Below are 24940 nucleotides of genomic sequence, written 5' to 3'. Positions count from 1 at the left end.
GAACGCGGCGTACCGCTCCATCTTGAAAGCCTCGAAGGCGCCGATGGTGACAATTCGGTCGACCTTGTCCTCGAACTCTTCCCAGCCCTGCAGCCGCACCTCGACGGTGCGGTTCGTGCCCAATCCAGCCAGCTTCGCCTTGCTGTATTCAAACTGGTTGCGGCTCAGCGTGATTCCGATGACATTGACGTCAAATTTCTCCACGGCCCGCTTCATCGCCCCGCCCCAGCCGCAGCCGATGTCGAGCAGCGTCATCCCCGGCTCGAGCTTCAACTTGCCCAGCGCCAGATCGATCTTGGCCAGCTGCGCCTCTTCCAGGGTCATGTCGTCGCGCTCGAAGTAGGCGCAGCTGTACGTCTGGGTCGGGTCCAGGAACAAGCGGAAGAAGTCGTCGGACAAGTCGTAGTGGGCTTGCACGTTTCCAAAATGCGGCGTGAGCTGCACGGACATGTCGAGAAGAGCCTTTCGTTATGCGGAGGCAGGGATCGCCGGCCAGCACGACGCCACCCTGCGTCACCCCCGATGCATCCCCTGCATGTTAGTCGCTGCGGCGATGCGAGTCGTCCTCCCTAGCGGGTCACAGCGTCACACGAGGCGAGCCGGATTGACAAAAAGGGCCGGCTGCGCTGTGTCGCGACCCCGCTAGTTCGGGGACCGGTCCGCATGCTCGCGGGGCGGCACGATCGGCGACGGATGGGGCTCTGCGCGGAACTTCTCCAGCGATCCGCCGACCTCGACGATGCCCTTGAGCGCGTTCCAGCTCAGCATCGTCAGGTAGTCGATCAACTCGTCGCGGCTAATGCGCGGGGAGGACATCCACGAGTGAGTGGCCAGCTGCACGCCGCCGACGATCAGGTAGGCCCACGGCTCCGCCCCACCGGTGTCCATCCCCGCCTGTTGCATGCGGCGGCGCATCAGCACAGCGAGCATGCGGGCGATGATCCGCTCGGAGTCCGCGATCACCTTGCTCTTGCTGGCGGAGCTGTTGGACATCACGAAGCGATACGGCTCGGGCTCGTTCGCGACGGTTTCGACATACACCCGGATCACCTCGCGGGTCAGGTCGAAGCCGTCCAGGTTCGACGTCAGCGCCGCGGCCATGTTGGGAATCAGGGTGGTTTGGGTGAACCGCATCATCACGGCGGTCGTCAGGTCGTTCTTGTCGACGAAATAGCGATACAGGACCGTCTTGGAGACGCCGATCTCCGCGGCGATCTCGTCCATGCTCAATGCGCCGCCGTGCCGCCGAATGGCGTCGATCGTGCCGTCTACCAACTCGTTGCGGCGCTCCACCTTGTGTTGGTGCCAGCGCCGCTTGCGACCATCCGTCTTGGCCGCCGCAGCCAACGTTCGCTCTGCCACTGTCGCCGATTTCCCATTCACTAGACGCTTCGATACTACGGTGTGCGCGCCTGTTTGGGGCTTCGGCCGCGCGCCGGCGCAGCCGCTGTGAACAGTGCGGTCACACTAATCGGCCGGGACGATGAATGATGGAGTGGTGGTACACAGAGCCTCGCCTCGAGGTGTAGCGCCGGGCCCGCGTGCGGCGGGGCCGGACTCGACGCCGCCGCCGACCGGAACCGGGCGCTCTCACCCGTCGCTCGCCGAGTCCTTCGCCGGCGCCGACCCGCAGGCCGACGCGGAGCGCCGGGTGGCGCTGCGCCGGATGAAGGCGGTGGCGCTGAGCTTCCTGATCGGCGCCAGCGTGCTGTTCCTCGCCTGCCGGTGGGCCGAGGCCCACGCCCACCTGGGCGCCTGGGTCGGCTACGTCGGAGCCGCCGCCGAGGCCGGGATGGTGGGCGCGCTCGCCGACTGGTTCGCGGTGACGGCGCTCTTCAGGCATCCCCTGGGCATCCCCATCCCGCACACGGCGATCATCAAGCGCAAGAAGGATCAGCTGGGCGAGGGCCTGGGCACGTTCGTCCGGGAGAACTTCCTGTCGGCGCCGGTGGTGGAGACCAAGCTGCGAGACGCCCAGGTGCCCGGACGGCTCGGCAAGTGGCTGTCGGAGACCGCGCACGCCCAGCGGGTGGCCGGCGAGACGGCGACCGTGCTGCGGGTGCTGGTCGAACTGCTCCGTGACGACGACGTCCAGCAGGTCATCGACCGCATGATCGTGCGCCGCATCGCCGAACCGCAGTGGGGGCCGCCGGTCGGACGGGTGTTGGCGACCCTGCTGGCCGAGAATCGCCAGGAGGCGTTGATCCAGTTGCTGGCCGATCGCGCCTTCCAGTGGTCGCTCAACGCCGGCGAGGTCATCCAGCGGGTGGTCGAGCGCGACTCGCCGACGTGGTCGCCGCGGTTCGTCGACCACCTGGTCGGCGACCGCATTCACCGTGAGCTGATGGACTTCACCGACAAGGTGCGTCGGAATCCGGATCACGAGCTGCGCCGATCGGCCACCCGGTTCCTGTTCGAATTCGCCGACGACCTGCAAAACGACGCGGAGACCATCGCGCGCGCGGATGCGATCAAGGAACAGCTGATGGCGCGCGACGAGATCGCCAACGCCGCCGCGACCGCCTGGAAGACGCTGAAACGGCTGGTGCTCGAGGGCGTGGATGACCCGTCCAGCACGCTGCGCACCCGCATCGCCGACACGGTCGTCCGCATCGGGGAGTCGCTGCGCGACGACGCCGACCTGCGCGACAAGGTGGACAACTGGATCGTGCGCGCGGCCCAGCACCTGGTTTCGCAATACGGGGTTGAGATCACCGCGATCATCACCGACACCATCGAGCGCTGGGACGCCGAGGAGGCCAGCCGGCGTATCGAGCTCCACGTGGGCCGTGACCTGCAGTTCATCCGGATCAACGGCACCGTGGTGGGCTCGCTGGCGGGGCTGGTGATCTACGCCGTCGCGCAGCTACTTTTCTAGTAGTGCTAACAAGTGCTTGCAATAGCAAGCACTTGTAGTAGTCTGTGGGCGTCACGATCGATCGTCCGAGCCAGGAGCACGCAATGGCGCCTGAGGAGAAGCTCTCCGCCAAGGTGTCCAACGCCGCCTCCGACATGGCATCGGACATCGGTAGTTTCATCCGGAGCCAGCGCGAACTCGCGCAGGTTTCGGTGCGCCAACTCGCCGAAAAGTCCGGCGTCAGCAATCCCTACCTGAGCCAGGTGGAGCGTGGATTGCGCAAGCCGTCCGCCGACGTGCTCAACCAGATCGCGAAGGCGCTGCGGGTTTCCGCCGAGGTGCTCTACGTGCGGGCCGGCATCCTCGAGCCCAGCGACAAGAACCAGGTACGCGACGCCATCATCACCGATACCGCGATCACCGAGCGGCAAAAGCAGGTTCTGCTCGACATCTACACATCGTTCACCCACCAAAACGAATCCAGCGAACCGACCAGCGAGGAGTGTCCGGCCGAACCAAACGGCTAGCGGGTGGCGACGTATTAACCACCCGCCGCCCGGGTTACCCAGAAGCGAGGATCCGGCGGTCGCCGGCGCAGAAACAGACGCTCGCCTGGCTCCCACAACAACACCAAAGAAAACACCAAGAACGCCGATAACGGAAAACCATGAAAGGAAAAACCATGGCGGACAACACGAATATCGAGGACCTGCGAGCTCCCTTGCTGGCGGCCCTCGGTGCGGCAGACCTGGCTCTGGCGACGGTCAACGAATTGATCGCCAACCTGCGTGACCGCGCTGAAGAGACCCGCGCGGACACCCGCACCCGGGTGGAGGAGAGCCGCGCTCGCCTGACCAAGTTGCAGGAGGACCTGCCCGAGCAGCTCGGCGAGCTTCGCGAGCGGTTCACCAGCGAGGAACTGCGCAAGGCGGCCGAGGGCTACCTGGACGCGGCGACCAATCGCTACAACGAGCTGGTCGAGCGGGGCGAGGCCGCCCTGCAGCGGCTGCGCACCCAGACGGGTCTGGACGACGCCTCCGCCCGCGCCGAGGGCTACGTGGACCAGGCCGTCGAGCTGACGCAGGAGGCGCTGGGCACCGTCGCATCGCAGACCCGCGCCGTCGGTGAGCGCGCGGCCAAGCTGGTCGGCATCGAGCTGCCCAAGAAGTCCGACGAGACCGCCCAGAAGGCACAGAAGGCCGTCGCGAAGAAGGCGCCCACCAAGAAGGCTCCGGCCAAGAAGGCTCCGGCCAAGAAGGCCGCCGCCAAGAAGGTCACCCAGAAGTAAGTCGAGCGGTCGACTCGGAGTTGTCCTTCGGGCAACTCTGAGTCGACGTTTCCGATGGCGCCCGCATACCCTTAAGGCGTGAGCCACCTCGTGGGTACCGTCATGCTGGTCTTGCAGATCGCCGTCTTGGTCACGGCGGTATACGCGTTCGTGCATGCCGCGCTGCAGCGGCCCGACGCTTACACCGCCGCCGACAAGCTGACCAAGCCGGTGTGGCTGGTGATCCTCGGTGGGGCTGTCGCGCTGACATCCATCCTGAGTTTTGTTTTCGGGGTACTCGGGATGGCCATCGCCGCCTGCGCGGCGGGCGTCTATCTGGTCGACGTGCGGCCGAAGCTCCTGGAAATTCAAGGTAAGTCGCGCTAGCGGGATGAAAGCCCTGCTGGCGGCGCCGGCGGCGGTGCTCGTCGCGCTGTGGGGCCCGGCGGGTACCGGGGCGGCGGACCCGGTCACGGTGTCGCCGCCGTTCATCGACCACATTGAGTGGGGGCAGTGGCACGGCCTGAGCAGCCTGCGGGTCTTCCCGACACCGTCGGGCCGGCAGGCCGCCAGGCAGCAGCCCGGCGATGCCGCCCTCGCAGATGCGGCGTGGGGCGAGGTGCTGGCGCTGTCGCCGAATGCCGACACCCCCGGCATGCGCGCACAGTTCATCTGTCACTGGCAGTTCGCCGAGGTGGCGGAGCCCGGCAAGGCCAGCTGGAACCTGGAGCCGTGGCGACCCGTCGTCGACGATGCCGAAATGGTGGCCTCCGGATGCAACCCGGGCGGACCCGAAGAAAGGTTCTAGTGGCGAGCAAACCCACCCGGGCGCAGTTGGCGGCCATGGTCGACCACACCCTGCTCAAGCCCGAGGCCACGGAGGCGGACGTGGTCGCCCTGGTCGCCGAGGCCGCCGAATTGGGTGTCTACGCCGTGTGCGTCTCGCCGTCGATGGTGCCCGTCGCCGTGCGAGCCGGGGGAGGTGTACCCGTGGCCAGCGTGGCGGGTTTCCCGTCGGGCAAGCACACCTCGGCGGTCAAGGCGCACGAGGCCGAACAGGCCGTGGCATCCGGCGCCGCCGAGGTCGACATGGTCATCGACATCGGCGCCGCGCTGGCCGGGAACATCGGCGCCGTACGGGTCGATATCGCGGCCGTGCGCGCCGCCGTCCCCGGCGCCGTGCTCAAGGTGATCGTGGAGTCGGCGGTGCTGTTGTCCGGGACGGACGAGGGCACGCTGGTCCGGGTGTGCCGCGCGGCCGAGGATGCCGGCGCCGACTTCGTCAAGACCTCGACCGGTTTCCATCCCGCGGGCGGCGCCTCGGTGCGCGCGGTCGCCGTGATGAGCCAGACCGTCGGCGGCCGGCTGGGTGTCAAGGCCAGCGGCGGCATCCGCGACGCCGCCGCCGCACTGGCGATGCTGGACGCGGGCGCCACCCGGCTGGGCCTGTCCGGCACCAGGGCGGTGCTCGACGGGCTGGGCTGAATTGTCCGGCGCTCCCCCGCAAGCGGGCGGTACCCCCACAGCGCGCCGTGCGGGCGCGCATCGTTGCCGGACGGCTAGACCGTCAGAGGTTGGCGAAGCAGGGGTCGTTGTTGTTGCCGGTGGGGATGCTGGCGTTCTGCGTCGAGAAGTGACTGGTCACACCGGTCGAGGTCACCTGGACGCTGTCCGCGTGGATGCCCAGCGGGTAGTTCTTGGTGAACTGCGACGTGAAGTCGTCCAGCGTCGACTGCACCGACTCCTTGGGCATGGTGAACCCGAGCGCGTTGAAGCTCACGATCTGCAGCTGCAGGCCGGTGCCCGACACCACCGGCTTGGTGGTGAGGTTGTCCAGCATGCCCTTCAGCTCGATGGTGCCGTCGTTGGGATGCGTGGTCACCGTGTTGGTCACGAACGGGCCGAGCACCGGAATCGCGTTCTGGACGGATTCCTTGATCCCGTCCGACGTCCACGTGACGTTCGCGTCGAGCGATCCGATCGTGCCCTTGGAGTCCGCGGTGTTCTTGAGCTGGACGTTGCGGATGTTGATGTCGATCTTCATGCCCTTGGCGTCGCGCACCTGATTGCCCGCCGTCGTCACCGAGATGTTGGTGTAGTGCTTGGTGAGCTGCTGCCACAGCATCAGCGGCGCCACCCCGAACGACGCGGTGGCCTGGTCCTTGACCTCGCAGGCGACTGCCTCGGCGACCTTGCTGTTGGCGACGTGGCGGACGTACAGCTCGGCGCCGACCAGCCCGGCGATCACCAGGCAGACCACGATGATGCAGACCAGCACGACCGAGAGCGGGTCGCGCAGGAAGCGGCGCTTCCTCTTCCCCGGTGTGGGTTCCCCACCAGGCGTGGCCAGCTTCTCCGTCGGGCCCGCGGGCGGGGTCGGTGGGGGTGGCGGCGGGTAATCGGGCCGCTGCATGTTCGGCGGGGGTGTACCCAGCCGCTCGGTCTGACCCGGCGGCGGACCGGCGGCCGGCGGCGGCGGCGCGGTGGGGCCGCCCGTGTTGATCCGCTCGGTCGGGCGCTCGGTGGGGGGGTGGCCGAAGGGGCCCTGGTTGCCGGGACGGCCCCACGTCGACGGGTCGTTCGGTGGTCCTTGCGGGTTCGTCACCCGACCGATTCTGCCCTATCCAGCTGAGCGAAATCTGAGTGGTTGCGCAGCACCGCGATGCTCTCGCGGGCCTTCGCCACCCGGTCGACGTCGATGTCGGCCACCACCAACTCCGGCCCGGAACCGGCCGACGCGACGACTTCGCCGAATGGGGAGGCAACCAGACTGCCGCCCACCCCCGTGGGCGCGCCCGAGTCGGTCAGCGAGGCGCCCGGGTCGGCCTGGCCTGCGGCCGCGACGTACGTCATCGAGTCCAGCGCGCGCGCCCGCGCCAGCAACGTCCACTGGTCGAGCTTGCCCGGGCCCGCGCCCCAGGACGCGCATACGACGATCAGCTGGGCGCCCCGCCGGGCCAGCTCGGTGTACAGCGCCGGGAAGCGGATGTCGTAACAGACGCTCAACCCCACCCGGACGCCGGCGACCGTGATCACCACCGGCTCGCGCCCGGGCGCGACGGTGCGCGACTCGGTGAACCCGAACGCGTCGTAAAGGTGGATTTTGTCGTAGTGGGTGTCCGGCTCGTTGGGACTGCCGGGCCCGGCCGCGATCAGCGTGTTCTTCACCCGGCCGTCCCCGGCCGGGGTGAACATGCCGGCGATCACCGTGATCCCGCAGTCGGTCGCGGTGCGCCGCACCCCCGTCGCCCATGGGCCGTCGAGCGGCTCGGCGATCGGCGCCAACGGAACACCGAACCGGCACATGGCCGCCTCCGGAAACACCACCAAGTCCGCGCCCGCGTCGGCGGCCCGGCCGCTGTACTCGCGCACCAGCTGGAGGTTCTCGACCGGATCGGTGCCGCTGGAGATTTGCGCCAACGCGATTCGCATGGGCGCCAGCTTAGGCCTGGGAGGTCACGCCATTCCGGCGATCCACTCGGTGGTGAACCGTTGTTCGGCGGCCACCAGCTCGGCCAGCCGGGTGCCGATGATGTTCTCCAGCTTGCCGCCGATGATCGGCACGCGTACCTGGACGGTGGCCCGGAAGCTCAGCCGCGCGCCGCCGGTCTCCTGGATCGGCGACAGCGTGGCGGCGCCGGTGAGATGCACAGGGGCGTCGAGTATCGCGCCGACCACGGAGCCCCGCGCCGCGCCGTCGGCGACCGGTCCCCACGTCTCCTCGCGACGGATGCGCAGATCGCCGCTGTGCAATTGCGTGACCATCCCCGGCAGGTTGTGGCTGTGGATCACCTGGATGGTCACGACCTCGACGGTGTCGTCGTCCCCGGTTTCGCCGCCGACCCGCATCGACTCCAGCGTGGCCAGGTCCACACCGGATCCGGCCAACCGTGCCCGCCAATAGGTCTCGTCGGTGAAGGCCCGGTGCACCTCTTCGACGCTGCCGTCGTAGTCGGCCGACAAGTCGAATGAACGCGGCATAGCAGGTGAGGCTACCGTTACGGGCCATGAAATCCAGCGATGCCGGTTCGACATTCGCCGGCGCGCATGTCGCCGAGGCGGTGCCGCTCGCGCCGCTGACGACGTTGCGGATCGGGCCGGTGGCGCGCCGCCTGATCACCTGCACCAGCACCCGGCAGGTGCTCGACGTGGTGCGGGAGCTGGACGCCGAAAGCCATGCGGGAGAACGTGGCCCGGTGCTGGTGTTCGCCGGCGGCTCCAACCTGGTGATCGCCGACACCCTGACCGGCCTCACCGCGGTGCGGCTGGCCAACAGCGGCATCGCCGTCGACGGAAACCTGGTCCGCGCGGAGGCCGGAGCGGTGTGGGACGACGTCGTGGTCAGCGCCATCGAGCACGGTCTGGGTGGCCTGGAATGCCTGTCCGGGATCCCCGGTTCGGCCGGGGCGACCCCGGTGCAGAACGTCGGCGCATACGGCGCCGAGGTCTCCGACACCATCACCCGGGTGCGGATACTCGATCGTCGCACCGGGGAGGTCCGCTGGGTGCCCGGCGCCGAGCTCGGCTTCGGCTACCGCACCAGCGTTTTCAAGCGGGCCGGTCACTCCGGGTTCGAAATGCCTTGGCTGGTACTGGAAGTCGAGTTCGCGCTGGACGCCTCGGGTCGCAGTGCGCCGCTGCGCTACGGCGAACTCGCGGCCGCACTAGGGGTCGGCGGCGGTGAACGTGCCGACCCCCGGGCGGTCCGGCGGGCGGTGCTCACGCTGCGGGGCCGCAAAGGCATGGTGCTCGACGCGGGCGATCACGACACCTGGAGCGTCGGCTCGTTCTTCACCAACCCGGTGGTCGCACCCGAGGTGTACGAGCGGCTGGCCCGCAGCGTGGACGGACCGGTCCCGCACTACCCGGCACCGGACGGCGTCAAGCTGGCCGCCGGATGGCTGGTGGAGCGGGCCGGCTTCGCCAAGGGCTATCCCGACGACCCGGCGGCCCGATGCCGGTTGTCCACCAAGCACGCACTGGCGCTGACCAACCGCGGCGGCGCCACCACCGAGGACGTGATCGCGCTGGCCCGCGCCGTCCGCGACGGCGTTCACGATGTGTTTGGTGTCACACTGAAACCCGAGCCGGTCCTGCTCGGCTGCAGGCTGTAGCTCGGAATCTTTCCCACGACCGCCCCGACCCCGATTTGTCGCGGCGGAGTTCATGGATTTAGCCCGGTATCTTTGACTTTCGTGAGCACGTCACAGACCCCGCCGCCGATCAACCGGCGCGTGGCCTTGGCGACCCTCGGATTAGGAGTCTTCGCCCCGAGCCTATTGGCCGCTTGCGGCGGCACCACGGCCAAGCAGGCCGAGAAGAAGGAACAGCCCGCGCCGCAGCTGAAGTTCCAGCCGGCCGACGCGACCGAGAACGTGGTGCCGATCGCGCCGATCAGCGTCCAGATCAGCGACGGCTGGTTCCAGCACGTGGCGCTGACGAATTCCGCGGGTAAGGCCGTGGCGGGCAAGTTCAACTCCGACCGCACGGTGTACACGATCACCGAGCCGCTGGGCTACGACTCGACCTACACCTGGAGCGGGTCGGCGGTCGGCCACGACGGCAAGGCCATCCCGGTTGCGGGCAAATTCACCACGGTGTCGCCCAGCAAGAAGATCAGCGGGGCGTTCCAGCTGGCCGACGGGCAGACCGTCGGGGTGGCGGCGCCGATCATCATCCAGTTCGACGCGCCGATCACCGACAAGGCCGCCGTCGAGAAGGCGCTGACCGTGACCACGAACCCACCCGTCGAGGGCAGCTGGGCCTGGCTGCCCGACGAGGCGGCGGGCGCCCGGGTGCACTACCGCACCCGCGAGTACTACCCCGCGGGCGCCACCGTCAACGTCGACGCCAAGTTGTACGGCCTACCGTTCGGCGACAGCGCGTACGGGGCCGAGGACATCTCGCTGAACATCCAGATCGGGCGCCGGCAGGTGGTCAAGGCCGAGGTTTCGTCGCACCGCATCCAGGTGGTCAGGGACGAGGGCGTCATCATGGACTTCCCGTGCAGCTACGGCGAGGCCGACAAGGCGCGCAACGTCACCCGCAACGGCATCCACGTGGTCACCGAGAAGTACGCGGACTTCTACATGTCCAACCCCGCGGCCGGCTACAGCCACGTGCACGAACGGTGGGCGGTGCGGATCTCCAACAACGGCGAGTTCATCCACGCCAACCCGGCGAGCGCGGGGGCGCAGGGCAACACCAACGTCACCAACGGCTGCATCAACCTGTCGACCGGCGACGCGGAGCAGTACTACCAGTCGGCGATGTACGGCGACCCGGTGGAGGTGACCGGAAGCTCGATCCAGCTGTCCTACTCCGACGGCGACATCTGGGACTGGGCGGTCGACTGGGACACCTGGGTCGCCATGTCGGCGCTGCCGCCGCCCACCACGCGTCCGCCGTCGACGCAGATCCCGGTCACCGCGCCGGTCACCCCGTCGACCGCTCCGAGCCTGTCGGGCACGCCGACGACCACGACTACGAGCACTAGCCCCGGCGGTTAAAGCGGGTGGCCGACGCCTGATCGCGCGGCTTCATGACGATCAGGTCGAGGTCGACGTGGGGCGGCCGGGAGGCCACGAAGCCGATCACCTCGGCGACGTCCTCGGCGACCAGCGGGGTGATGCCGGTGTAGACGGCGTCGGCGCGCTGTTGATTGCCGTCGAAGCGAACCAGGGAAAACTCGGTCTCGACGGCGCCCGGCGCGATCTCGGTCAGTCGCACCGGCTTGCCCAGCAGCTCGCCCCGCAGCGTGCGGTGCAGCGCTCCCTGGCCATGTTTGGCCGCGGTGTATCCGGCGCCGCCGTCATAAACCTCAAGTGCCGCAACGGAAGTCACCGTGACGATCAGGCCGTCGCCGGAATCGATGAGCTTGGGCAGCAGGGCGCGGGTGACCCGCAGCGTGCCCATCACGTTGGTCTCCCACATCCACCGCCAGTGCTCGAGGTCGGCGTCGGCGACCGGTGCCAGCCCGCGGGCGCCGCCCGCGTTGTTGACCAGCACGTCGACCCGGGCCAACTCGTCGGCCAGCGAAGCGACCGCCGCGTCGTCTGTGACGTCGGCCACAATCGCCGTCCCGCCGATCTCCCTGGCCAGGGCGTTGATCCGGTCCGCCCGGCGCGCCACCGCGACCACGTGAAAGCCCTGCGCAGCAAGGGTGTGGGCCGTCGCCTCGCCGATACCGGAGCTGGCTCCCGTGACTACCGCGACCCGCTCATTCCTGACATTTCCAACCATAGAAACAACCTTAGTGAGCGTGCTAAATTTTTTGGGTGCACCTCAGCGCCCTGTCCAGCACCACCACCACCGCGTGTCTTTGCGCGGCGGGTGCGTGTTGTTGTCGCGCACTTTGCCGCTCCTGACTTTTCAGGTGTGGCCAGTGACGGCCAACAAAAATCGGACAAAGGACGCTCGTGCGCTCGAATACCCTTACCCAGACTCATCATTCGCCCAGCCGCGCCGGCTTCAAGGGGCACCGGACGGTACGCCGTCAGATCCTGCCGCCGGCACTGCACATCCCCGACTCCGCGGCCGCCTCAGTGTTCCGGGCCGTCCGGCTGCGCGGTCCCGTCGGGCGTGACGTCATCGCCGGCGTCACCTCGCTGAGCATTGCGACGGTCAACCGCCAAGTCATCGCGTTGCTCGACGCCGGTTTGCTGCGCGAACGCGCCGACTTGGCCGTCTCCGGCGCGATCGGCCGCCCCCGCGTGCCGGTCGAGGTCAACCACGAACCGTTCGTGACGTTGGGCATCCACATCGGCGCGCGCACCACCAGCATCGTGGCCACCGACCTGTTCGGTCGCACGCTCGACACCGTCGAGACACCGACACCGCTCAGTCCCGCCGGGCCCGCGCTGGCGTCGCTGGCCGACAGCGCCGCCCGCTACCTGCGGCGTTGGCATCGGCGCCGCCCGCTCTGGGTTGGCGTCGCCATCGGCGGCACCGTCGACAGCGCCACCGGGCACGTCGACCACCCGCGGCTGGGTTGGCGGCAGGCGCCGGTCGGCCAGGTCCTGGCCGACGCGCTGGGACTGCCCGTCTCGGTGGCCTCGCACGTCGACGCCATGGCCGGTGCCGAGCTCCTGCTCGGCATGCGGCGATTCCTGCCCAGCTCGCCGACCAGTCTCTACGTCTACGCCCGCGAAACCGTGGGCTATGCGCTGGTGATCGGCGGACGGGTGCACTGCCCGGCCAGCGGCCCCGGCACCATTGCCACCTTGCCGGCCCACTCAGAGCTGCTCGGCGGCGCCGGCCAGCTGGAGTCCACGGTCAGCGACGAGGCGGTGCTCGCCGCCGCGCGCCGGCTGCGGGTCCTGCCGTTTGCCCCCGCGGGCCGCGCCAACGCCCCGGCCGCAGGCGTCGCCGACCTGCTGCGGGTGGCCCGGGCCGGCAACGAGCAGGCCAAGGAGCTGCTGAACGAGCGCGGCCGGGTGCTCGGGGAGGCGGTGGCGTTGCTGCGCGACATGCTCAACCCCGACGAACTGGTGGTCGGCGGCCAGGCCTTCACCGAGTACCCCGAGGCGATGGAGCACGTGGAGGCGGCGTTCGCCGAACGCTCGGTATTGCCACCGCGCGACATCCGCGTCACCGTCTTCGGCAACCGGGTGCAGGAGGCCGGCGCGGGCACCGTATCGCTGGGCGGCCTGTACGCCGACCCGCTCGGCGCGATGCGGCGGGCCGGGGGTCGGCTGCGCGACGTCGCCGCCGACGAGCCGTCCGCTTAGCGCGAAGCCGTCGTGCGGGTTGGGCTGGCTCGCCCGGCATCCTGTAAAGATGAGAGAGTGCGGCACGAAGACGTCTTCCGGCTGAAACCGCGCCGCGTCGCAGTGTTGGCGGTGCACACCTCACCGCTGGCCCAGCCGGGCACCGGCGACGCCGGAGGCATGAACGTCTACGTGCTGCAAACCGCGTTGCACCTGGCGAGGAGGGGCATCGAGGTGGAGATTTTCACCCGGGCCACCGCGTCCGCCGACCCGCCGGTCGCGCGGGTGGCGCCCGGAGTGCTGGTGCGCAACGTGGTCGCGGGGCCGTTCGAGGGCCTGGACAAATACGACCTGCCCACCCAGCTGTGCGCGTTCGCCGCCGGGGTGCTGCGTGCGGAGGCGTCGCACGAGCCGGGCTATTACGACATCGTGCACTCGCATTATTGGCTGTCCGGACAGGTCGGCTGGTTGGCCCGCGACCGCTGGGCGGTGCCGCTGGTTCACACCGCGCACACGCTGGCCGCGGTGAAGAACGCGGCGCTGGCGGCGGGGGACGCGCCCGAGCCGCCGCTGCGCACGGTCGGCGAGCAGCAGGTCGTCGACGAGGCGGACCGGCTGATTGTCAACACCGAAGACGAGGCCAGGCAACTGATTTCGATCCACCGCGCCGACCCGGCGCGCATCGACGTCGTCCACCCCGGGGTGGATCTCGAGGTGTTCCGCCCGGGTGACCGGCGGGCGGCGCGGGCCGCGCTGGGGCTGCCCCTCGACGAGGACGTCGTGGTGTTCGTGGGGCGGATCCAGCCGCTGAAGGCGCCCGACATCGTGTTGCGTGCCGCCGCGAAGTTGCCGGGCGTGCGCATCGTGGTGGCCGGCGGCCCGTCGGGCAGCGGCCTGGCGTCCCCGGACGGGCTGCGCCGGCTGGCCGACGACCTGGGCATCGCGGCGCGGGTGACCTTCCTGCCCCCGCAGTCCCGCACCGACCTGGCCACCCTGTTCCAGGCCGCCAACCTGGTCGCCGTGCCGAGTTACTCGGAGTCCTTCGGTCTGGTGGCCGTCGAGGCGCAGGCGTGTGGCACGCCGGTGGTCGCCGCGGCGGTCGGGGGCCTGCCGGTGGCCGTGCGCGACGGGATCACCGGCACGCTGGTGTCCGGCCACGACGTCGACCGATGGGCGGACGCCCTGGACCGGATGCTGCGCCTGCGCGCGCCGCAGGCCGAGGCGATGAGCCGCGCGGCCGCCGCGCACGCGGCCACGTTCTCCTGGGAGAACACCACCGATGCGCTGCTGGCCGGCTATCGCCGGGCGATCACCGGGTACACCGCCGAACGCCGGGGGGTGGGCGCGTGACCTCCACTGTGGAGCGCGTGATCGAGGACGCGCTGCAGGCCAGCGGCCTGGCCTACTCCAAGCACGAGGGGGCGCACGGCGGCCGCTCCGGGCTGGTGGTGGAGCTGCCCGGAGAGCGCAAACTCAAGACCAACACGATCTTGAGCGTCGGCGAGCATTCGGTGCGCGTCGAGGCGTTCGTGTGCCGCAAGCCCGACGAGAACCACGAGGGCGTTTATCGCTTCCTGCTCAAGCGCAACCGCCGTCTCTACGGGGTGGCCTACACGCTGGACAAGGTCGGCGACATCTACCTGGTGGGCCGCATGTCGCTGGCGTCGGTGAACGCCGACGAGATCGACCGGGTGCTCGGGCAGGTGCTCGAAGCGGTGGATTCGGACTTTAATACGTTGCTGGAGTTGGGCTTTCGGTCGTCGATCCAGAAGGAATGGGAGTGGCGGGTGTCCCGCGGCGAGTCGCTGAAGAACCTCGAGGCGTTCGCTCACCTGATCGACGAAGACGACGAATAAGCTAGCCGCCATGGGAGAGACTGCCACGCTGGTGCTGCTGCGCCACGGCGAGAGCGACTGGAATGCCCTGAACCTGTTCACCGGCTGGGTGGATGTCGGGCTCACCGAGAAGGGTCGGACCGAGGCGGTGCGCAGCGGCGAGCTGCTGGCCGAGCAGGGCCTCCTGCCCGACGTCCTCTACACCTCGCTGCTGCGCCGTGCGATCAGCACCGCGCACCTGGCACTGGACGCCGCCGACCGGCTCTGGATCCCGGTGCGGCGCAGCTGGCGGCTCAACGAACGGCACTACGGCGCGCTGCAGGGCCTGAACAAGTCGGAAACCAAGGAGCGCTACGGCGAGGAGCAGTTCATGACCTGGCGGCGCAGCTACGACACGCCGCCGCCACCGATCGAGAAGGGCAGCCAGTTCAGCCAGGACACCGACCCGCGGTACGCCAACATCGGCGGCGGCCCGCTGACCGAATGCCTGGCTGACGTGGTGGTCCGCTTCCTGCCGTACTTCACCGACGTCATCGTCCCGGACCTGCGCAGCGGCAAGACCGTGTTGATCGTCGCGCACGGCAATTCGCTGCGTGCCCTGGTCAAATACCTGGACCAGATGTCCGACGACGACGTGGTGGGGCTGAACATTCCGACCGGGGTTCCGCTGCGTTATGACCTGGACGCCGACCTGCGGCCGGTGGTGCCGGGCGGTACCTACCTGGACCCGGAGGCCGCCGCGGCGGGTGCCGCGGCGGTTGCCAGCCAGGGGCGCGGCTGACTCCGGTCGCGGTCTTTTGCAATATCCATAGGCCTGTTGGCCGAACATTGCGTGAACGGCAGTGGAACACCTGAAGCGCAGAGTGTGACTTGTCCGATTTTGGCCTCGTTCCGCTAGGGCGGCGTTCAGGAAGATTTGTAGGATTTGCTATGTGACTGTGTTCTCGGCGCTGTTGCTGGCCGGGGTGTTGTCCGTGCTCGGGCTGGCCGTCGGTGTAGCGGCCGGGACCCGGCTGTCGCCGAAAGCGGCCCAGCGCCGGCAGCGGGTGAGCACGGAATGGACCGGGATCACGGTCGCGCAGATGCTGCAACGCATCGTCGCCCTGATGCCGCTGGGGGTCGCGGTGGTGGATTCCCACCGCGACGTCGTCTACCTCAATGACCGGGCCAGGGAACTAGGCCTGGTGCGTGACCGGCAACTCGACGATCAGGCGTGGGAGGCGGCTCAGCAGGCGCTGGGGGGCATCGACGTCGAATTCGATTTGCGGCCCGCCAAACGAGCGGCGGGCCGCTCCGGGCTGTCCGTGCACGGGCAGGCGCGGCTGCTCAGCGAGGAAGACCGCCGGTTCGCCGTGGTGTTCGCCCACGACCAGTCCGACTACGCGCGCATGGAAGCGACCAGGCGAGACTTCGTGGCCAATGTCAGCCACGAGCTCAAGACCCCGGTCGGGGCCATGGCGTTGCTCGCCGAGGCCCTGTTGGCGTCGGCGGACGACCCCGAAACCGTTCGCCGGTTCGCCGAGAAGGTGCTTGTCGAAGCCAACCGGCTGGGGGACATGGTCGCCGAGCTGATCGAGCTGTCCCGGCTGCAGGGCGCGGAGCGGTTGCCCAACGTCACCGAGGTTGACGTGGATACCGTTGTTTCGGAAGCGATCTCACGTCACAAGGTGGCCGCCGACAACGCTCAGATCGAGATCCGCACCGATGCGCCCAGCGGCCTGCGGGTGCTGGGCGACGAAACGCTTCTGGTCACCGCGTTGGCCAACCTGGTGTCCAACGCGATCGCCTATTCGCCGCCCGGTTCGCCGGTTTCGATCAGTCGACGCCGCCGCGGCGACAACATCGAGATCGCCGTCACCGACCGTGGCATCGGGATCGCGCTGGAGGATCAGGAGCGGGTCTTCGAGCGGTTCTTCCGGGGAGACAAGGCACGCTCGCGCGCCACTGGCGGCAGCGGGCTGGGCCTGGCCATCGTCAAACACGTCGCGGCCAACCACAACGGCAGCATCGGGGTGTGGAGCAAGCCGGGGACCGGATCCACGTTCACGCTGTCGATTCCGGCCTACAAGGACGATGACGAACAACCCGAGCAACCGCAGGGTCGCGAGGTGCGACCCAACAGGTCACAACGAGAGGAAGAACTAAGTCGATGACCCGCGCTAACGACAATGCAAACACGTGCGATGAGGTGGGGGCACCTCCCGCTCGCGGGGGAGAGTCGCGCTGATGACCAGTGTGCTGATCGTGGAGGACGAGGAGTCGCTGGCCGATCCGCTGGCATTCCTGTTGCGCAAGGAGGGCTTCGAGGCCACCGTCGTGACCGACGGACAGGCCGCGCTGGCCGAGTTCGATCGCGGCGGCGCCGACATCGTCCTGCTCGACCTGATGCTGCCCGGCATGTCGGGGACCGACGTGTGCAAGCAGCTGCGCGCTCGTTCCAGCGTGCCGGTGATCATGGTGACCGCGCGCGACAGCGAGATCGACAAGGTCGTCGGGCTGGAGCTCGGCGCCGACGACTATGTGACCAAGCCGTATTCGGCGCGCGAGTTGATCGCCCGGATCCGCGCGGTGCTGCGCCGCGGCGGTGACGACGACTCCGAAATCAGCGACGGTGTGCTCGAGTCCGGGCCGGTGCGGATGGACGTCGAGCGACACGTCGTCTCCGTCAACGGTGACACGATCACCTTGCCGCTCAAGGAGTTCGACCTGCTGGAGTACCTGATGCGCAACAGCGGCCGGGTGCTGACCCGCGGGCAGCTGATCGACCGGGTGTGGGGCGCGGACTACGTCGGCGACACCAAGACGCTCGACGTCCACGTCAAGCGGTTGCGGTCCAAGATCGAAGCCGACCCGGCCAACCCGGTGCACCTGGTGACCGTGCGGGGGCTGGGCTACAAACTCGAAGGCTAGCCGGGCGGCTCGAAACGCGGATCGCCACGCGCACAGGCTGGCGATCTCCTGGCGGACCGGTCGGTGATCGACGTTTGTCGGTGACGGCTCGATCGTCGGGAATATCCGGCTTTCGTGCCGTTGATTTGGCGCAGGCGCGGATTATCGTCCTGCCTTGGCGGCTTCGCGATGACCCTTCTTTTTCGCATGGGTCGAGCAGCAGTGCGTCATATCGCAATGGAACTGGTCACTGCATTCATGCGAACAATAAATTGACGCGGCCGGAAGCCAATCCGGGTCGGACAGGTCGCGCGGTCGGTCATTGGGATCGAACGTGTGGCCACAATGCACGCAGGTCCTGACCTTGGTAGCCATGTCGTCAGGGTACGCGCAGGGGCCCTCGATCGCTGCCGGTTTCTGCATGTCGGAAAATCGCCAAGTCTGCAATTCAACCCAAAGTCGCCAACCCCAGCGAATTACTTTTTGTAACTAACTCGGTCGTGGTCAGTTGTCGATTGCGCCACGGTCCGACCCCGCCGGCGCGATCATCTCGATGAAATCGGCCGCGTGACAGGCTAATAGGCCCTAGGCCGGCGCATGGCAGCGAAATGGCCTGCAGCGCAAGTGGTTTCCATGCCTGCGATACCAGCCGGCGTCGGCGAGTGGCCCAGGCCGGGTACGACGAGCGGTGCGGTCACGGCCCGGGTGGGCGACGTCGCTGCGACGCGACGGCACACCGCAGGAATTAAATCGGAGGCCATGGTGTTCGGCTAGCCGTGGCGCACGCGACGAAATGCTGGAACAGATGAAGCGCCTTAGCATCAGCCCAACGGGCGTTCGTGATGGGGGAGAACGGTGTTGACGCTTGTCAAGCGGGGATGGGTTGCGCTGGTGGTGGTCGTGGCAGCGGTGATCGGCGGCGTCGCAGTGGACCGTCTCAACGGCGTCTTCCCGGGACCCGGCCTGCCCAAGCCCGATGCGCGGGATGCGACCCCGCCGTATGCGGCCAAGACCGCCATCTACGAAATCCTGGGACCGCCCGGGACCGCCGGCGTCGTCAACTGGATGGATGCGGAGGCACAACCGCAGAAGGCCAACTTCACCACGTTGCCGTGGTCGCAGACGATAGTCGCCGAGATGCCCGGCATCTTCGCCTACGTCGTCGCCCAAGGTGACAGCCCCTCCATCGGTTGCCGCATCACCGTCGACGGCAAATTGGTCGATCAACAACAGGTCAACACGCGTGACGCGCAGGTTTCCTGCTTGGACAAGTCCGCGTGACCGACGACACGAGCGACACGGACGAAATCCCCGTCGCGCAACGCACCGGCGTCGAGCACAAACCGCGGCTGGCCCGCACCATCCGCGTGCTGGCGCTGCCGATCGTGGTGATCTGGCTGCTGATCGCGGTCGGCGTCAACGTCTTCGTCCCACAGTTGGAAAAGGTTGCCGAGGACGTCTCGGTGCCGCTCTCGCCATCCGACGCGCCCTCTGTGACCGGGATGAAGCACATCGGGGAGAAGTTCAAGGAGTACGACTCCGACAACCTCGTCCTGGTGACGCTCGTCGGTGACAAGCCTCTCGGCCAAGATGCTCACCGGTACTACGACGATCTGGTCAAGAAGCTGAAGCAGGACACCGCACACGTCGAGCATGCGCTCGACTTCTGGGGACAGCGGTTTACGGCCTCCGGTGTCGAGAGCTATGACCACAAGTCCGCCTACGTCCAGGTCAACCTGCGCGGTGACCAGGGCGGCGCCGTCGGCGACAAGTCGGTTGACTCGGTTCGCAAGATCGTCGCGGACTCAAAGCCGCCGCCGGGGGTGAAGGCCTACGTGGCGGGGCAGGGGGCCCTGACCGACGACACGATCGTCGTGGGTAACGCGAGCCTGTTCAAGATGACGATCATCACGATCATCATCATCGCGATCATGCTGATGTTCGTCTATCGGTCCATTGGCACCGTGCTGCTGACGATGGTGATTCTGTTCGCCGGGCTGGCCACCGGCCGAGGCGTGGTGGCGCTGCTGGGCGACACCGGCATCATGGGGCTGTCGACCTTCGCCGTCAACCTGCTGACGGCACTGGCCATCGCCGCGGGCACCGACTACGCGATCTTCATGGTCGGCCGCTACCAGGAGGCCCGCGAGCGGGGACTGGACCGCGAAGCGGCTTACTACGACACCTTCGCCGGGGTCAGCAAGGTGGTGCTGGGTTCGGGTTTGACGATCGTCGGGGCGCTGGCGTGTTTGCATTTCACTCGGCTGCCCTACTTCAGTTCGCTGGCGTTTCCGTGCGCAATCGGTCTGCTGGTGGTGGTGGCCGCCGGGGTGACCCTGACACCGGCGCTGATCGCGTTCGCGAGCGGCTTCGGTCTGTTCGATCCGAAGCGAAAGTTCAACTACACCCGGTGGCGCCGCCTGGCGACGGCCATCGTGCGGTGGCCGGCACCCATCCTCGCGACCTCCGTCATCCTGGCGATCGTCGGCGCCTTGGGATTGTCGGGCTTCAACCCGCGCTACAACGACCTGTACTACCTACCAAAGAGCGCGTCCTCGGTTCAGGCGTACGACGCGGCCGATCAACACTTCACCCAGGCCAGGCTGAACCCGGACCTGCTGATGATCGAATCGGACCACGATCTGCGCAATCCCACCGACATGTTGGTGCTGGACAAGATCGCCGGAGCCATCTTCCGGGTGCCCGGCATCGAACGGGTGCAGAGCATTACCAGACCCCTCGGGCCGCCAATCCAAGATGGATCCGTTCCGTTCCAGCTCAGTGTGCAAACCGCGCCGATCCGGAGCAACCTGAACTACCTGAAGGACCGTGTCGGCGATATCAAGAAGATCATCGGTGACCTGGACACCCTGATCTCCCTGTTGGAGCGCCAGTACAAGGTGACGCAGGATCTCGCGAACGCCACCGACGACAGCGCGAAAACCGCGGAAAACACCGCGGCCATCACAGACGAGATCAGGGACCACATCGCGGATTTCGACGACTTCTGGAGGCCGATTCGCAGTTACTTCTACTGGGAGAGGCACTGCTACGACATCCCGATCTGCTGGTCGCTACGAAGCCTGTTCGACGCTCTGGACGGGTTCGACAAGCTCGCCGAGCAATTCCACAATCTCACCAGCGATCTCAACCACACGGCCGCGGCCACGCGCGAGCTGCTGGCGATTATTCCTCAGAACATCGCCACATCGAAGGCGATCCGGGATACGACGTGGACCATCTACAGCACGTTCGACAGCCTGATCAATCAGTTCGACCGGCTGACCGACACGAACGCCGTAATGGGCAAGTCCTTCAACGACTCTCAGATCGAGAGCCTCTTCTACCTGCCGCCCGAGATTTTCAGTAACCCAGACTTCCAACTGGGGCTGAGCTTGATGGTGTCGCCGGATGGCAAGGCTGCGCGCTTCATCATCACCCACTCGGTGGATCCGGCGACGACTGAGGGAATCGCGTCCGTCAATCAGGAGCGCAACGCGGCCAAGGAGGCGCTCAAACTCACCTCGCTGCAAAACGCCGACATCTACCTGGGCGGTACGGCCGCAACGTTTTACGACATCGCCAACGGCGCCAAGTTCGACCTGCTGATCGCCGCGGTCGCCTCGATCGTGCTCATCTTCATCATCATGGTGATCGTCACCCGCGCTTTGGTCGCTGCGGGCGTCATCGTCGGCACGATCGTGATGTCGCTGGGAGCCGCCTTCGGCTTCTCGACACTGATCTGGCAGCACCTTCTTCATTTCCAGTTACACTGGGTGGCAACAGAATTCGCGTTGATTGTGCTCTTGGCGGTGGGGTCGGACTACAACCTGATGCTGGTGTCCCGGATCGAAGAGGAGATCGGAGCCGGCCTGAAAACGGGACTCATCCGCGGCATGGGTCTCACCGGCCCGGTGGTGACCGCGGCCGGTCTGGTGTTCGCCGTCACCATGGCCACGATGATCACCAGCGATCTCCGGGCGATCGGCCAGTTCGGCACGACGATCGGGCTCGGCTTGATGTTCGACACCTTCGTCGTCCGATCGCTCATCACACCGTCGATCATGACGGTGATGGGGCGCTGGTTCTGGTGGCCGAAGCGGGTAAGGGTCCGCCCGGCCAGCCAGATGCTCCGGTCCGTCGGTCCGCGCCCGCTGGTGCGTGCGCTGTTGCATCAGCCGCGGCACGCGGCCCCGGCGGACGCGCGGTCATAGCGGCGACTCAGCGCGTGCCGAGCACCTCGTCGGCCACCCCCAGCGCCAGCGCCATGATCGAGACCTGGGGGTTGACCTCCGGGCAGCTGGGCAGGATGGACGCGTCGGCGACCCACACCCCGTCGGCGCCGCGCAGCCGGCCGGTCTCGTCGACCGGGCAGAGCTGATCGTCGGCGCCGGCCGCCGCCGTGCCCGTCGGGTGAAAAGCGGCCAGGTGCAGGCTTCTCGGGCTGGTTCGACGCAACGCATCCTGCAACGCGGGCAGCGACGCGACCGTCTTCGCCTCGGGCAAGCCGGTGAGCACCTCGACGGCGCCCGCGGCGAACAGCAGCCGGCCCATGGCCTCCATCGCCGTCATGAGCTTGGCGACGTCGCCTCGATCGATGGGGTAGCGGATGACGGTCTCCCCACGCACGGACGCCACCGAGCCCACCCCGCGGTCGGCCACCATCGCGCCGAACGTCGCCACCTGCGGCGCCCGGTCCAGCCAGCCGAGCAGCTCGGCGCCGTAGCCGGGAAACACCATCGATCCCATCCCCGGCGGGGTCGATGTTGCCTCGATCAGCACACCGTGCGACTCGTGCAGCTCATGGACGGCCGCGCTTTGCAGCACACCGTGCCAGGCGACGACGTCGTCCTCGAAGCGCCCGGCGAGCACGGTCGCCGGATGCAACGCGAGGTTGCGCCCGAGGCGGGGGTGCGCGCCAAGGCCGCTGCGCCGCAACAGGTTTGGCGTCTCGGTGGCGCCGGCGGCCACAACGACCGTATCGGCGATGATGTCCAGCGCTGTGCCGTCGGGTCGGCGGGCGCGCACCCCGCGGGCGCGCCCGCGGTGGTGCAGGACCCGCTCGACGCGGGCGTGGGAGATGATTCGCGTACCCGCCGCGCACGCCTCGGGCAGCGCGTTCAGGTGCACGCCGAACTTGGCGTTGCGGGGGCAACCGATTGCGCATTGGCAACAGCCTTCGCAACCCGGCGCGTTGCGGGGGATGGGCGCCGCCTCCCAGCCCAGCGCGGCGGCGCCGTCGAGAAGCAGGTGTCCGTTGCGGCCCATGATCTCCAGCGGTACCGGGGCGACCCGCAGCGTGCGTTCGACATCGTCGAGGCGCGCGGACAGCCGGTCCGAATCGGCCACGGCAAGCCCGAACTCGTCGCGCCAGCGCCGCTGCACCGCCGCCGGCGGGCGATAGCAGGTGCCGGAGTTGACGACGGTGGTCCCACCGACCGCGCGACCGATCGGCAGCACGACAGACGGGCGTCCCAGGGCGACGGTGGCACCGGCGCCGCGGTACAACCCCGCGTAGCGATCGACCGGATGGGTGGTGCGGAACTCCTCGACCGTCCAGCGGCGGCCCTCTTCGAGCACGACGACATCCAGCCCCGCGCGCGCCAGCGTGCGGGCCACCATCGCACCGCCGGCCCCGGAACCGACCACCACGGCGTCGGCGATGACGACGGACGGGCTGTCGGCCGACACGGTGACGGCCAGGTGCGCATCGGGGCGCGCCGCGTCATGCCGGTTCGCGCGGGCGAAAAGTTCCGGCGCGTAGGCATCGGCGCCGTTGGCCAGCAACACGATTGCCTTCACGGCTTCGACGGCCGCACCGGCCTCCGGGCTGAGCGATGCCACCCGCCGCAGCACCTGGTCGCGGCGGTCAGGGCTCAGTCGCGACAACGATCGGCCGGTGGTGAGATAGCTTGCGGCAGCCGCCGATGCCATCCCGGCGCGCACACCCAGCCGGGATGCCACCGGCAATTGGGTGAGATAACGTTCGATGCGCTCGACCAGCTGAGCCGGCTGGGGGCCGCCGCACTCCTCGGGCAGCAGCGCGGCGCCGAACGCGGCGGTCGCCCGGCCGGCGAGACGGCTCACAGCAGGCGTCCGAAGCGGCGGCCCATCTTGATGAAGAACGGGTAAGTGGCGAAAATGGCCCCGGCCGCGGCATGCATGGGCCAGTCGAGCTCTTCGGTCTGCACGCTGAAAACCCCGCTGTTCCACATGAAGTCGCGGCCATTGCGGGCGCGAAAGGGCCGCCACAGCAGGCCCAGCCCGGGCACGTTGTTGTACAGCCCGAACGACCCGCCGAAGAAGACGCCCAGGGTGGCGGCCTCAGCGACGTCGCGACGATCCGAAGGTACCTGCCGCTCGATCAGCGCTCCGGCGGCGAACAGCAGCGGCGGGTCGAGGAGAAAGCTCATGTCGGAATCCTTTCGTTGAGGTCGGGTGCCTCGGGGCCGCGCAGGCCGACCTCGGCATGACCGAGCACCGACCAACGCCGGTCGTCGATCTCGATGTGGACGTCGGCCTGTTCGGTGTTGGTGCACACCGCCTTGCCGCCGTCAGGATCGGTGTAACCCAGGCTCACGCACTTCTCCGCCGGTTGGTCGACCCGGATGAGCACCCGACGGCCGCCGATGCGTCCCTCCAGTTGCCAGTGCTGCAGGCCCAGCGTCGTCCGCATTCGCAGCGACGGTAAAGGCCCTGCGGGCCAATCCTTTCCGTCGATACGGAACCGAACGAACGCCATCGGTGCCAGCCTGCGCAGCCCCGGCTTGTGCGAGACCGCGGTGACCACCTCCATGACGTCGCCGTTGCCGAGGTCGGCGTGCACCCATCCCCAGCGTTTGGCGTTGCCGTGCCCGTAGATGTGGGCGACACCGCCGCGCCACCCCTCGATGGGCGCGGCGGCGTCGTCGACGGTCAGCGAGCCGGTGAAGTCGGCGGTGGGGGCGATGACGACCTGGGCGCCCGGCAGCAGCTCACGGTCCCAGGCCGCGCGGGGAAACGTCCAGAGCGGAGCGCCCGTGTCCGTCCAGGACAGATCCCACGCCAGTGAGCCGGCGTGCCCGCTGAGCTGTTTGTCGCCCACCCGCACGCCCGCGGCGTCGAACCACCACGGGCCGGCCGCCGGCCGGGTCGGCACGGGCCCGAACCGCTCGGTGCGGGGTGGACCGTCGGGAGGAAACCGGGTGACCCAGCCGTGCGCGTAGGGGTCTCCGCCGCCCGCGAGTGGGGCCACCGTCTCGCAATGCACCCACAGCCCCGCGCGCGTCGTCGGATCCGACAGCGTGGCGTACCAGACTTCCAGGCGGCCGGCCGCGCCGCGCCAGCGTGGCATCACCGCCGATCGCGTGTCGCCGTCCATTGCTCACCTCCCGTAGGTCCGTCC

Annotated in this window: 25 protein-coding genes; 16 read left to right on the top strand and 9 right to left on the bottom strand. The window is 68.2% G+C overall.

Translation table 11 applies throughout. From position 1 onward, the window contains the following. Nucleotides 1-450 (bottom strand): class I SAM-dependent methyltransferase (locus A5692_RS16010; RefSeq protein WP_156766110.1); only part of this gene is annotated, 450 nt, incomplete at its 3' end. 192 nt (nucleotides 451-642) lie between these two features. Next, nucleotides 643-1362: a TetR/AcrR family transcriptional regulator gene (locus A5692_RS16005; RefSeq protein ID WP_068057539.1), complete on the bottom strand. Its 720-nt coding sequence runs from the start codon at nucleotides 1360-1362 to the stop codon at nucleotides 643-645. 133 nt (nucleotides 1363-1495) lie between these two features. On the opposite strand from A5692_RS16005, the gene A5692_RS16000 reads away from it, so the two are divergent. From A5692_RS16000 to deoC, 6 genes are all read left to right on the top strand, one after another. Beyond that, on the top strand, nucleotides 1496-2878 hold the full coding sequence (locus A5692_RS16000; protein WP_156766109.1) for a DUF445 domain-containing protein: 1383 nt from the start codon (nucleotides 1496-1498) through the stop codon (nucleotides 2876-2878). 83 nt (nucleotides 2879-2961) lie between these two features. After that, nucleotides 2962-3384, top strand: a complete 423-nt coding sequence (locus tag A5692_RS15995) for a helix-turn-helix transcriptional regulator (protein WP_068057535.1) — start codon at nucleotides 2962-2964, stop codon at nucleotides 3382-3384. A 155-nt stretch (nucleotides 3385-3539) separates the two neighbouring features. Beyond that, on the top strand, nucleotides 3540-4145 hold the full coding sequence (locus A5692_RS15990) for a heparin-binding hemagglutinin (protein ID WP_068057533.1): 606 nt from the start codon (nucleotides 3540-3542) through the stop codon (nucleotides 4143-4145). Nucleotides 4146-4223: 78 nt separating this feature from the next. Continuing rightward, nucleotides 4224-4511, top strand: a complete 288-nt coding sequence (locus A5692_RS15985; protein ID WP_067920761.1) for a DUF2516 family protein — start codon at nucleotides 4224-4226, stop codon at nucleotides 4509-4511. Between the two features lie 4 nt (nucleotides 4512-4515). Beyond that, nucleotides 4516-4932, top strand: coding sequence for a DUF2599 domain-containing protein (locus A5692_RS15980; RefSeq protein ID WP_068057531.1), 417 nt, complete (start codon nucleotides 4516-4518; stop codon nucleotides 4930-4932). After that, complete coding sequence (gene deoC / locus A5692_RS15975) at nucleotides 4932-5609, top strand: deoxyribose-phosphate aldolase (RefSeq protein WP_156766108.1); 678 nt, start codon at nucleotides 4932-4934, stop codon at nucleotides 5607-5609. Before A5692_RS15980 ends, deoC begins: the two co-directional genes overlap by 1 nt. A gap of 82 nt (nucleotides 5610-5691) precedes the next feature. Here deoC and A5692_RS15970 read toward each other — a convergent pair whose 3' ends face one another. From A5692_RS15970 to A5692_RS15960, 3 genes are read right to left on the bottom strand one after another with little or no spacing between them, the layout of a single operon-like run. Next, nucleotides 5692-6729, bottom strand: coding sequence for a DUF2993 domain-containing protein (locus A5692_RS15970; RefSeq protein ID WP_068057528.1), 1038 nt, complete (start codon nucleotides 6727-6729; stop codon nucleotides 5692-5694). Beyond that, nucleotides 6726-7556 (bottom strand): carbon-nitrogen hydrolase family protein, encoded by an 831-nt coding sequence (locus A5692_RS15965; RefSeq protein ID WP_068057524.1) that lies wholly within the window; start codon nucleotides 7554-7556, stop codon nucleotides 6726-6728. Before A5692_RS15965 ends, A5692_RS15970 begins: the two co-directional genes overlap by 4 nt. A 24-nt stretch (nucleotides 7557-7580) precedes the next feature. Continuing rightward, complete coding sequence (locus A5692_RS15960) at nucleotides 7581-8105, bottom strand: DUF2505 domain-containing protein (protein WP_068057522.1); 525 nt, start codon at nucleotides 8103-8105, stop codon at nucleotides 7581-7583. A gap of 26 nt (nucleotides 8106-8131) precedes the next feature. Here A5692_RS15960 and A5692_RS15955 point away from each other — a divergent pair, with 26 nt between their 5' ends. After that, entirely contained in the window at nucleotides 8132-9238 is a 1107-nt protein-coding gene (locus A5692_RS15955) for a UDP-N-acetylmuramate dehydrogenase (RefSeq protein ID WP_068057520.1), read from the top strand. Nucleotides 9239-9271: 33 nt separating this feature from the next. Next, nucleotides 9272-10633 carry an Ig-like domain-containing protein gene (locus A5692_RS15950; RefSeq protein ID WP_197514481.1) on the top strand — a complete coding sequence of 454 codons (1362 nt, stop codon included), beginning with the start codon at nucleotides 9272-9274 and terminating at the stop codon, nucleotides 10631-10633. Here A5692_RS15950 and A5692_RS15945 read toward each other — a convergent pair. After that, a complete protein-coding gene (locus tag A5692_RS15945) occupies nucleotides 10617-11366 on the bottom strand; it encodes an SDR family NAD(P)-dependent oxidoreductase (protein ID WP_068057516.1) in 750 nt (249 codons plus the stop codon). The genes A5692_RS15950 and A5692_RS15945 overlap by 17 nt on opposite strands. A 176-nt stretch (nucleotides 11367-11542) precedes the next feature. On the opposite strand from A5692_RS15945, the gene A5692_RS15940 reads away from it, so the two are divergent. From A5692_RS15940 to A5692_RS15905, 8 genes are all read left to right on the top strand, one after another. After that, on the top strand, nucleotides 11543-12853 hold the full coding sequence (locus tag A5692_RS15940; RefSeq protein ID WP_068057514.1) for an ROK family protein: 1311 nt from the start codon (nucleotides 11543-11545) through the stop codon (nucleotides 12851-12853). Between the two features lie 57 nt (nucleotides 12854-12910). Then, nucleotides 12911-14182 (top strand): D-inositol-3-phosphate glycosyltransferase, encoded by a 1272-nt coding sequence (mshA, locus tag A5692_RS15935; RefSeq protein ID WP_068057512.1) that lies wholly within the window; start codon nucleotides 12911-12913, stop codon nucleotides 14180-14182. Continuing rightward, nucleotides 14179-14688 (top strand): YbjN domain-containing protein, encoded by a 510-nt coding sequence (locus A5692_RS15930; protein ID WP_068057511.1) that lies wholly within the window; start codon nucleotides 14179-14181, stop codon nucleotides 14686-14688. Before mshA ends, A5692_RS15930 begins: the two co-directional genes overlap by 4 nt. Nucleotides 14689-14698: 10 nt before the next feature. Beyond that, nucleotides 14699-15448: a phosphoglyceromutase gene (locus A5692_RS15925; RefSeq protein WP_068057509.1), complete on the top strand. Its 750-nt coding sequence runs from the start codon at nucleotides 14699-14701 to the stop codon at nucleotides 15446-15448. Between the two features lie 151 nt (nucleotides 15449-15599). Continuing rightward, complete coding sequence (locus A5692_RS15920; RefSeq protein ID WP_156766107.1) at nucleotides 15600-16820, top strand: cell wall metabolism sensor histidine kinase WalK; 1221 nt, start codon at nucleotides 15600-15602, stop codon at nucleotides 16818-16820. A gap of 73 nt (nucleotides 16821-16893) precedes the next feature. After that, the gene (gene regX, locus A5692_RS15915) at nucleotides 16894-17577 is read left to right on the top strand and encodes a two-component sensory transduction protein RegX (protein WP_007167631.1); all 684 of its coding nucleotides are present in this window, start codon (nucleotides 16894-16896) and stop codon (nucleotides 17575-17577) included. A gap of 837 nt (nucleotides 17578-18414) precedes the next feature. Further along, a complete protein-coding gene (locus A5692_RS15910; protein ID WP_197514478.1) occupies nucleotides 18415-18837 on the top strand; it encodes an MmpS family transport accessory protein in 423 nt (140 codons plus the stop codon). After that, on the top strand, nucleotides 18834-21770 hold the full coding sequence (locus A5692_RS15905) for an RND family transporter (protein WP_068057502.1): 2937 nt from the start codon (nucleotides 18834-18836) through the stop codon (nucleotides 21768-21770). Before A5692_RS15910 ends, A5692_RS15905 begins: the two co-directional genes overlap by 4 nt. Before the next feature lie 7 nt (nucleotides 21771-21777). Here the strand turns inward: A5692_RS15905 and A5692_RS15900 are convergent, their stop codons facing one another. The 3 genes from A5692_RS15900 to A5692_RS15890 are packed head-to-tail and all read right to left on the bottom strand — an operon-like array spanning nucleotide 21778 to nucleotide 24916. Beyond that, a complete protein-coding gene (locus tag A5692_RS15900; RefSeq protein WP_068057501.1) occupies nucleotides 21778-23643 on the bottom strand; it encodes a GMC family oxidoreductase in 1866 nt (621 codons plus the stop codon). Further along, the gene (locus A5692_RS15895; RefSeq protein ID WP_067928318.1) at nucleotides 23640-23969 is read right to left on the bottom strand and encodes a hypothetical protein; all 330 of its coding nucleotides are present in this window, start codon (nucleotides 23967-23969) and stop codon (nucleotides 23640-23642) included. The genes A5692_RS15900 and A5692_RS15895 overlap by 4 nt, the downstream gene beginning before the upstream one ends. Continuing rightward, entirely contained in the window at nucleotides 23966-24916 is a 951-nt protein-coding gene (locus A5692_RS15890) for a hypothetical protein (RefSeq protein ID WP_068057499.1), read from the bottom strand. Before A5692_RS15890 ends, A5692_RS15895 begins: the two co-directional genes overlap by 4 nt. Nucleotides 24917-24940: the final 24 nt, after the last annotated feature.

The sequence above is a fragment of the Mycobacterium sp. E342 genome, assembly GCF_001667665.1.
Lineage (GTDB): Bacteria > Actinomycetota > Actinomycetes > Mycobacteriales > Mycobacteriaceae > Mycobacterium.
The sequence above is the reverse complement of the archived record's forward strand: the minus strand, read 5'-3'. Positions and strand labels throughout refer to the sequence as shown.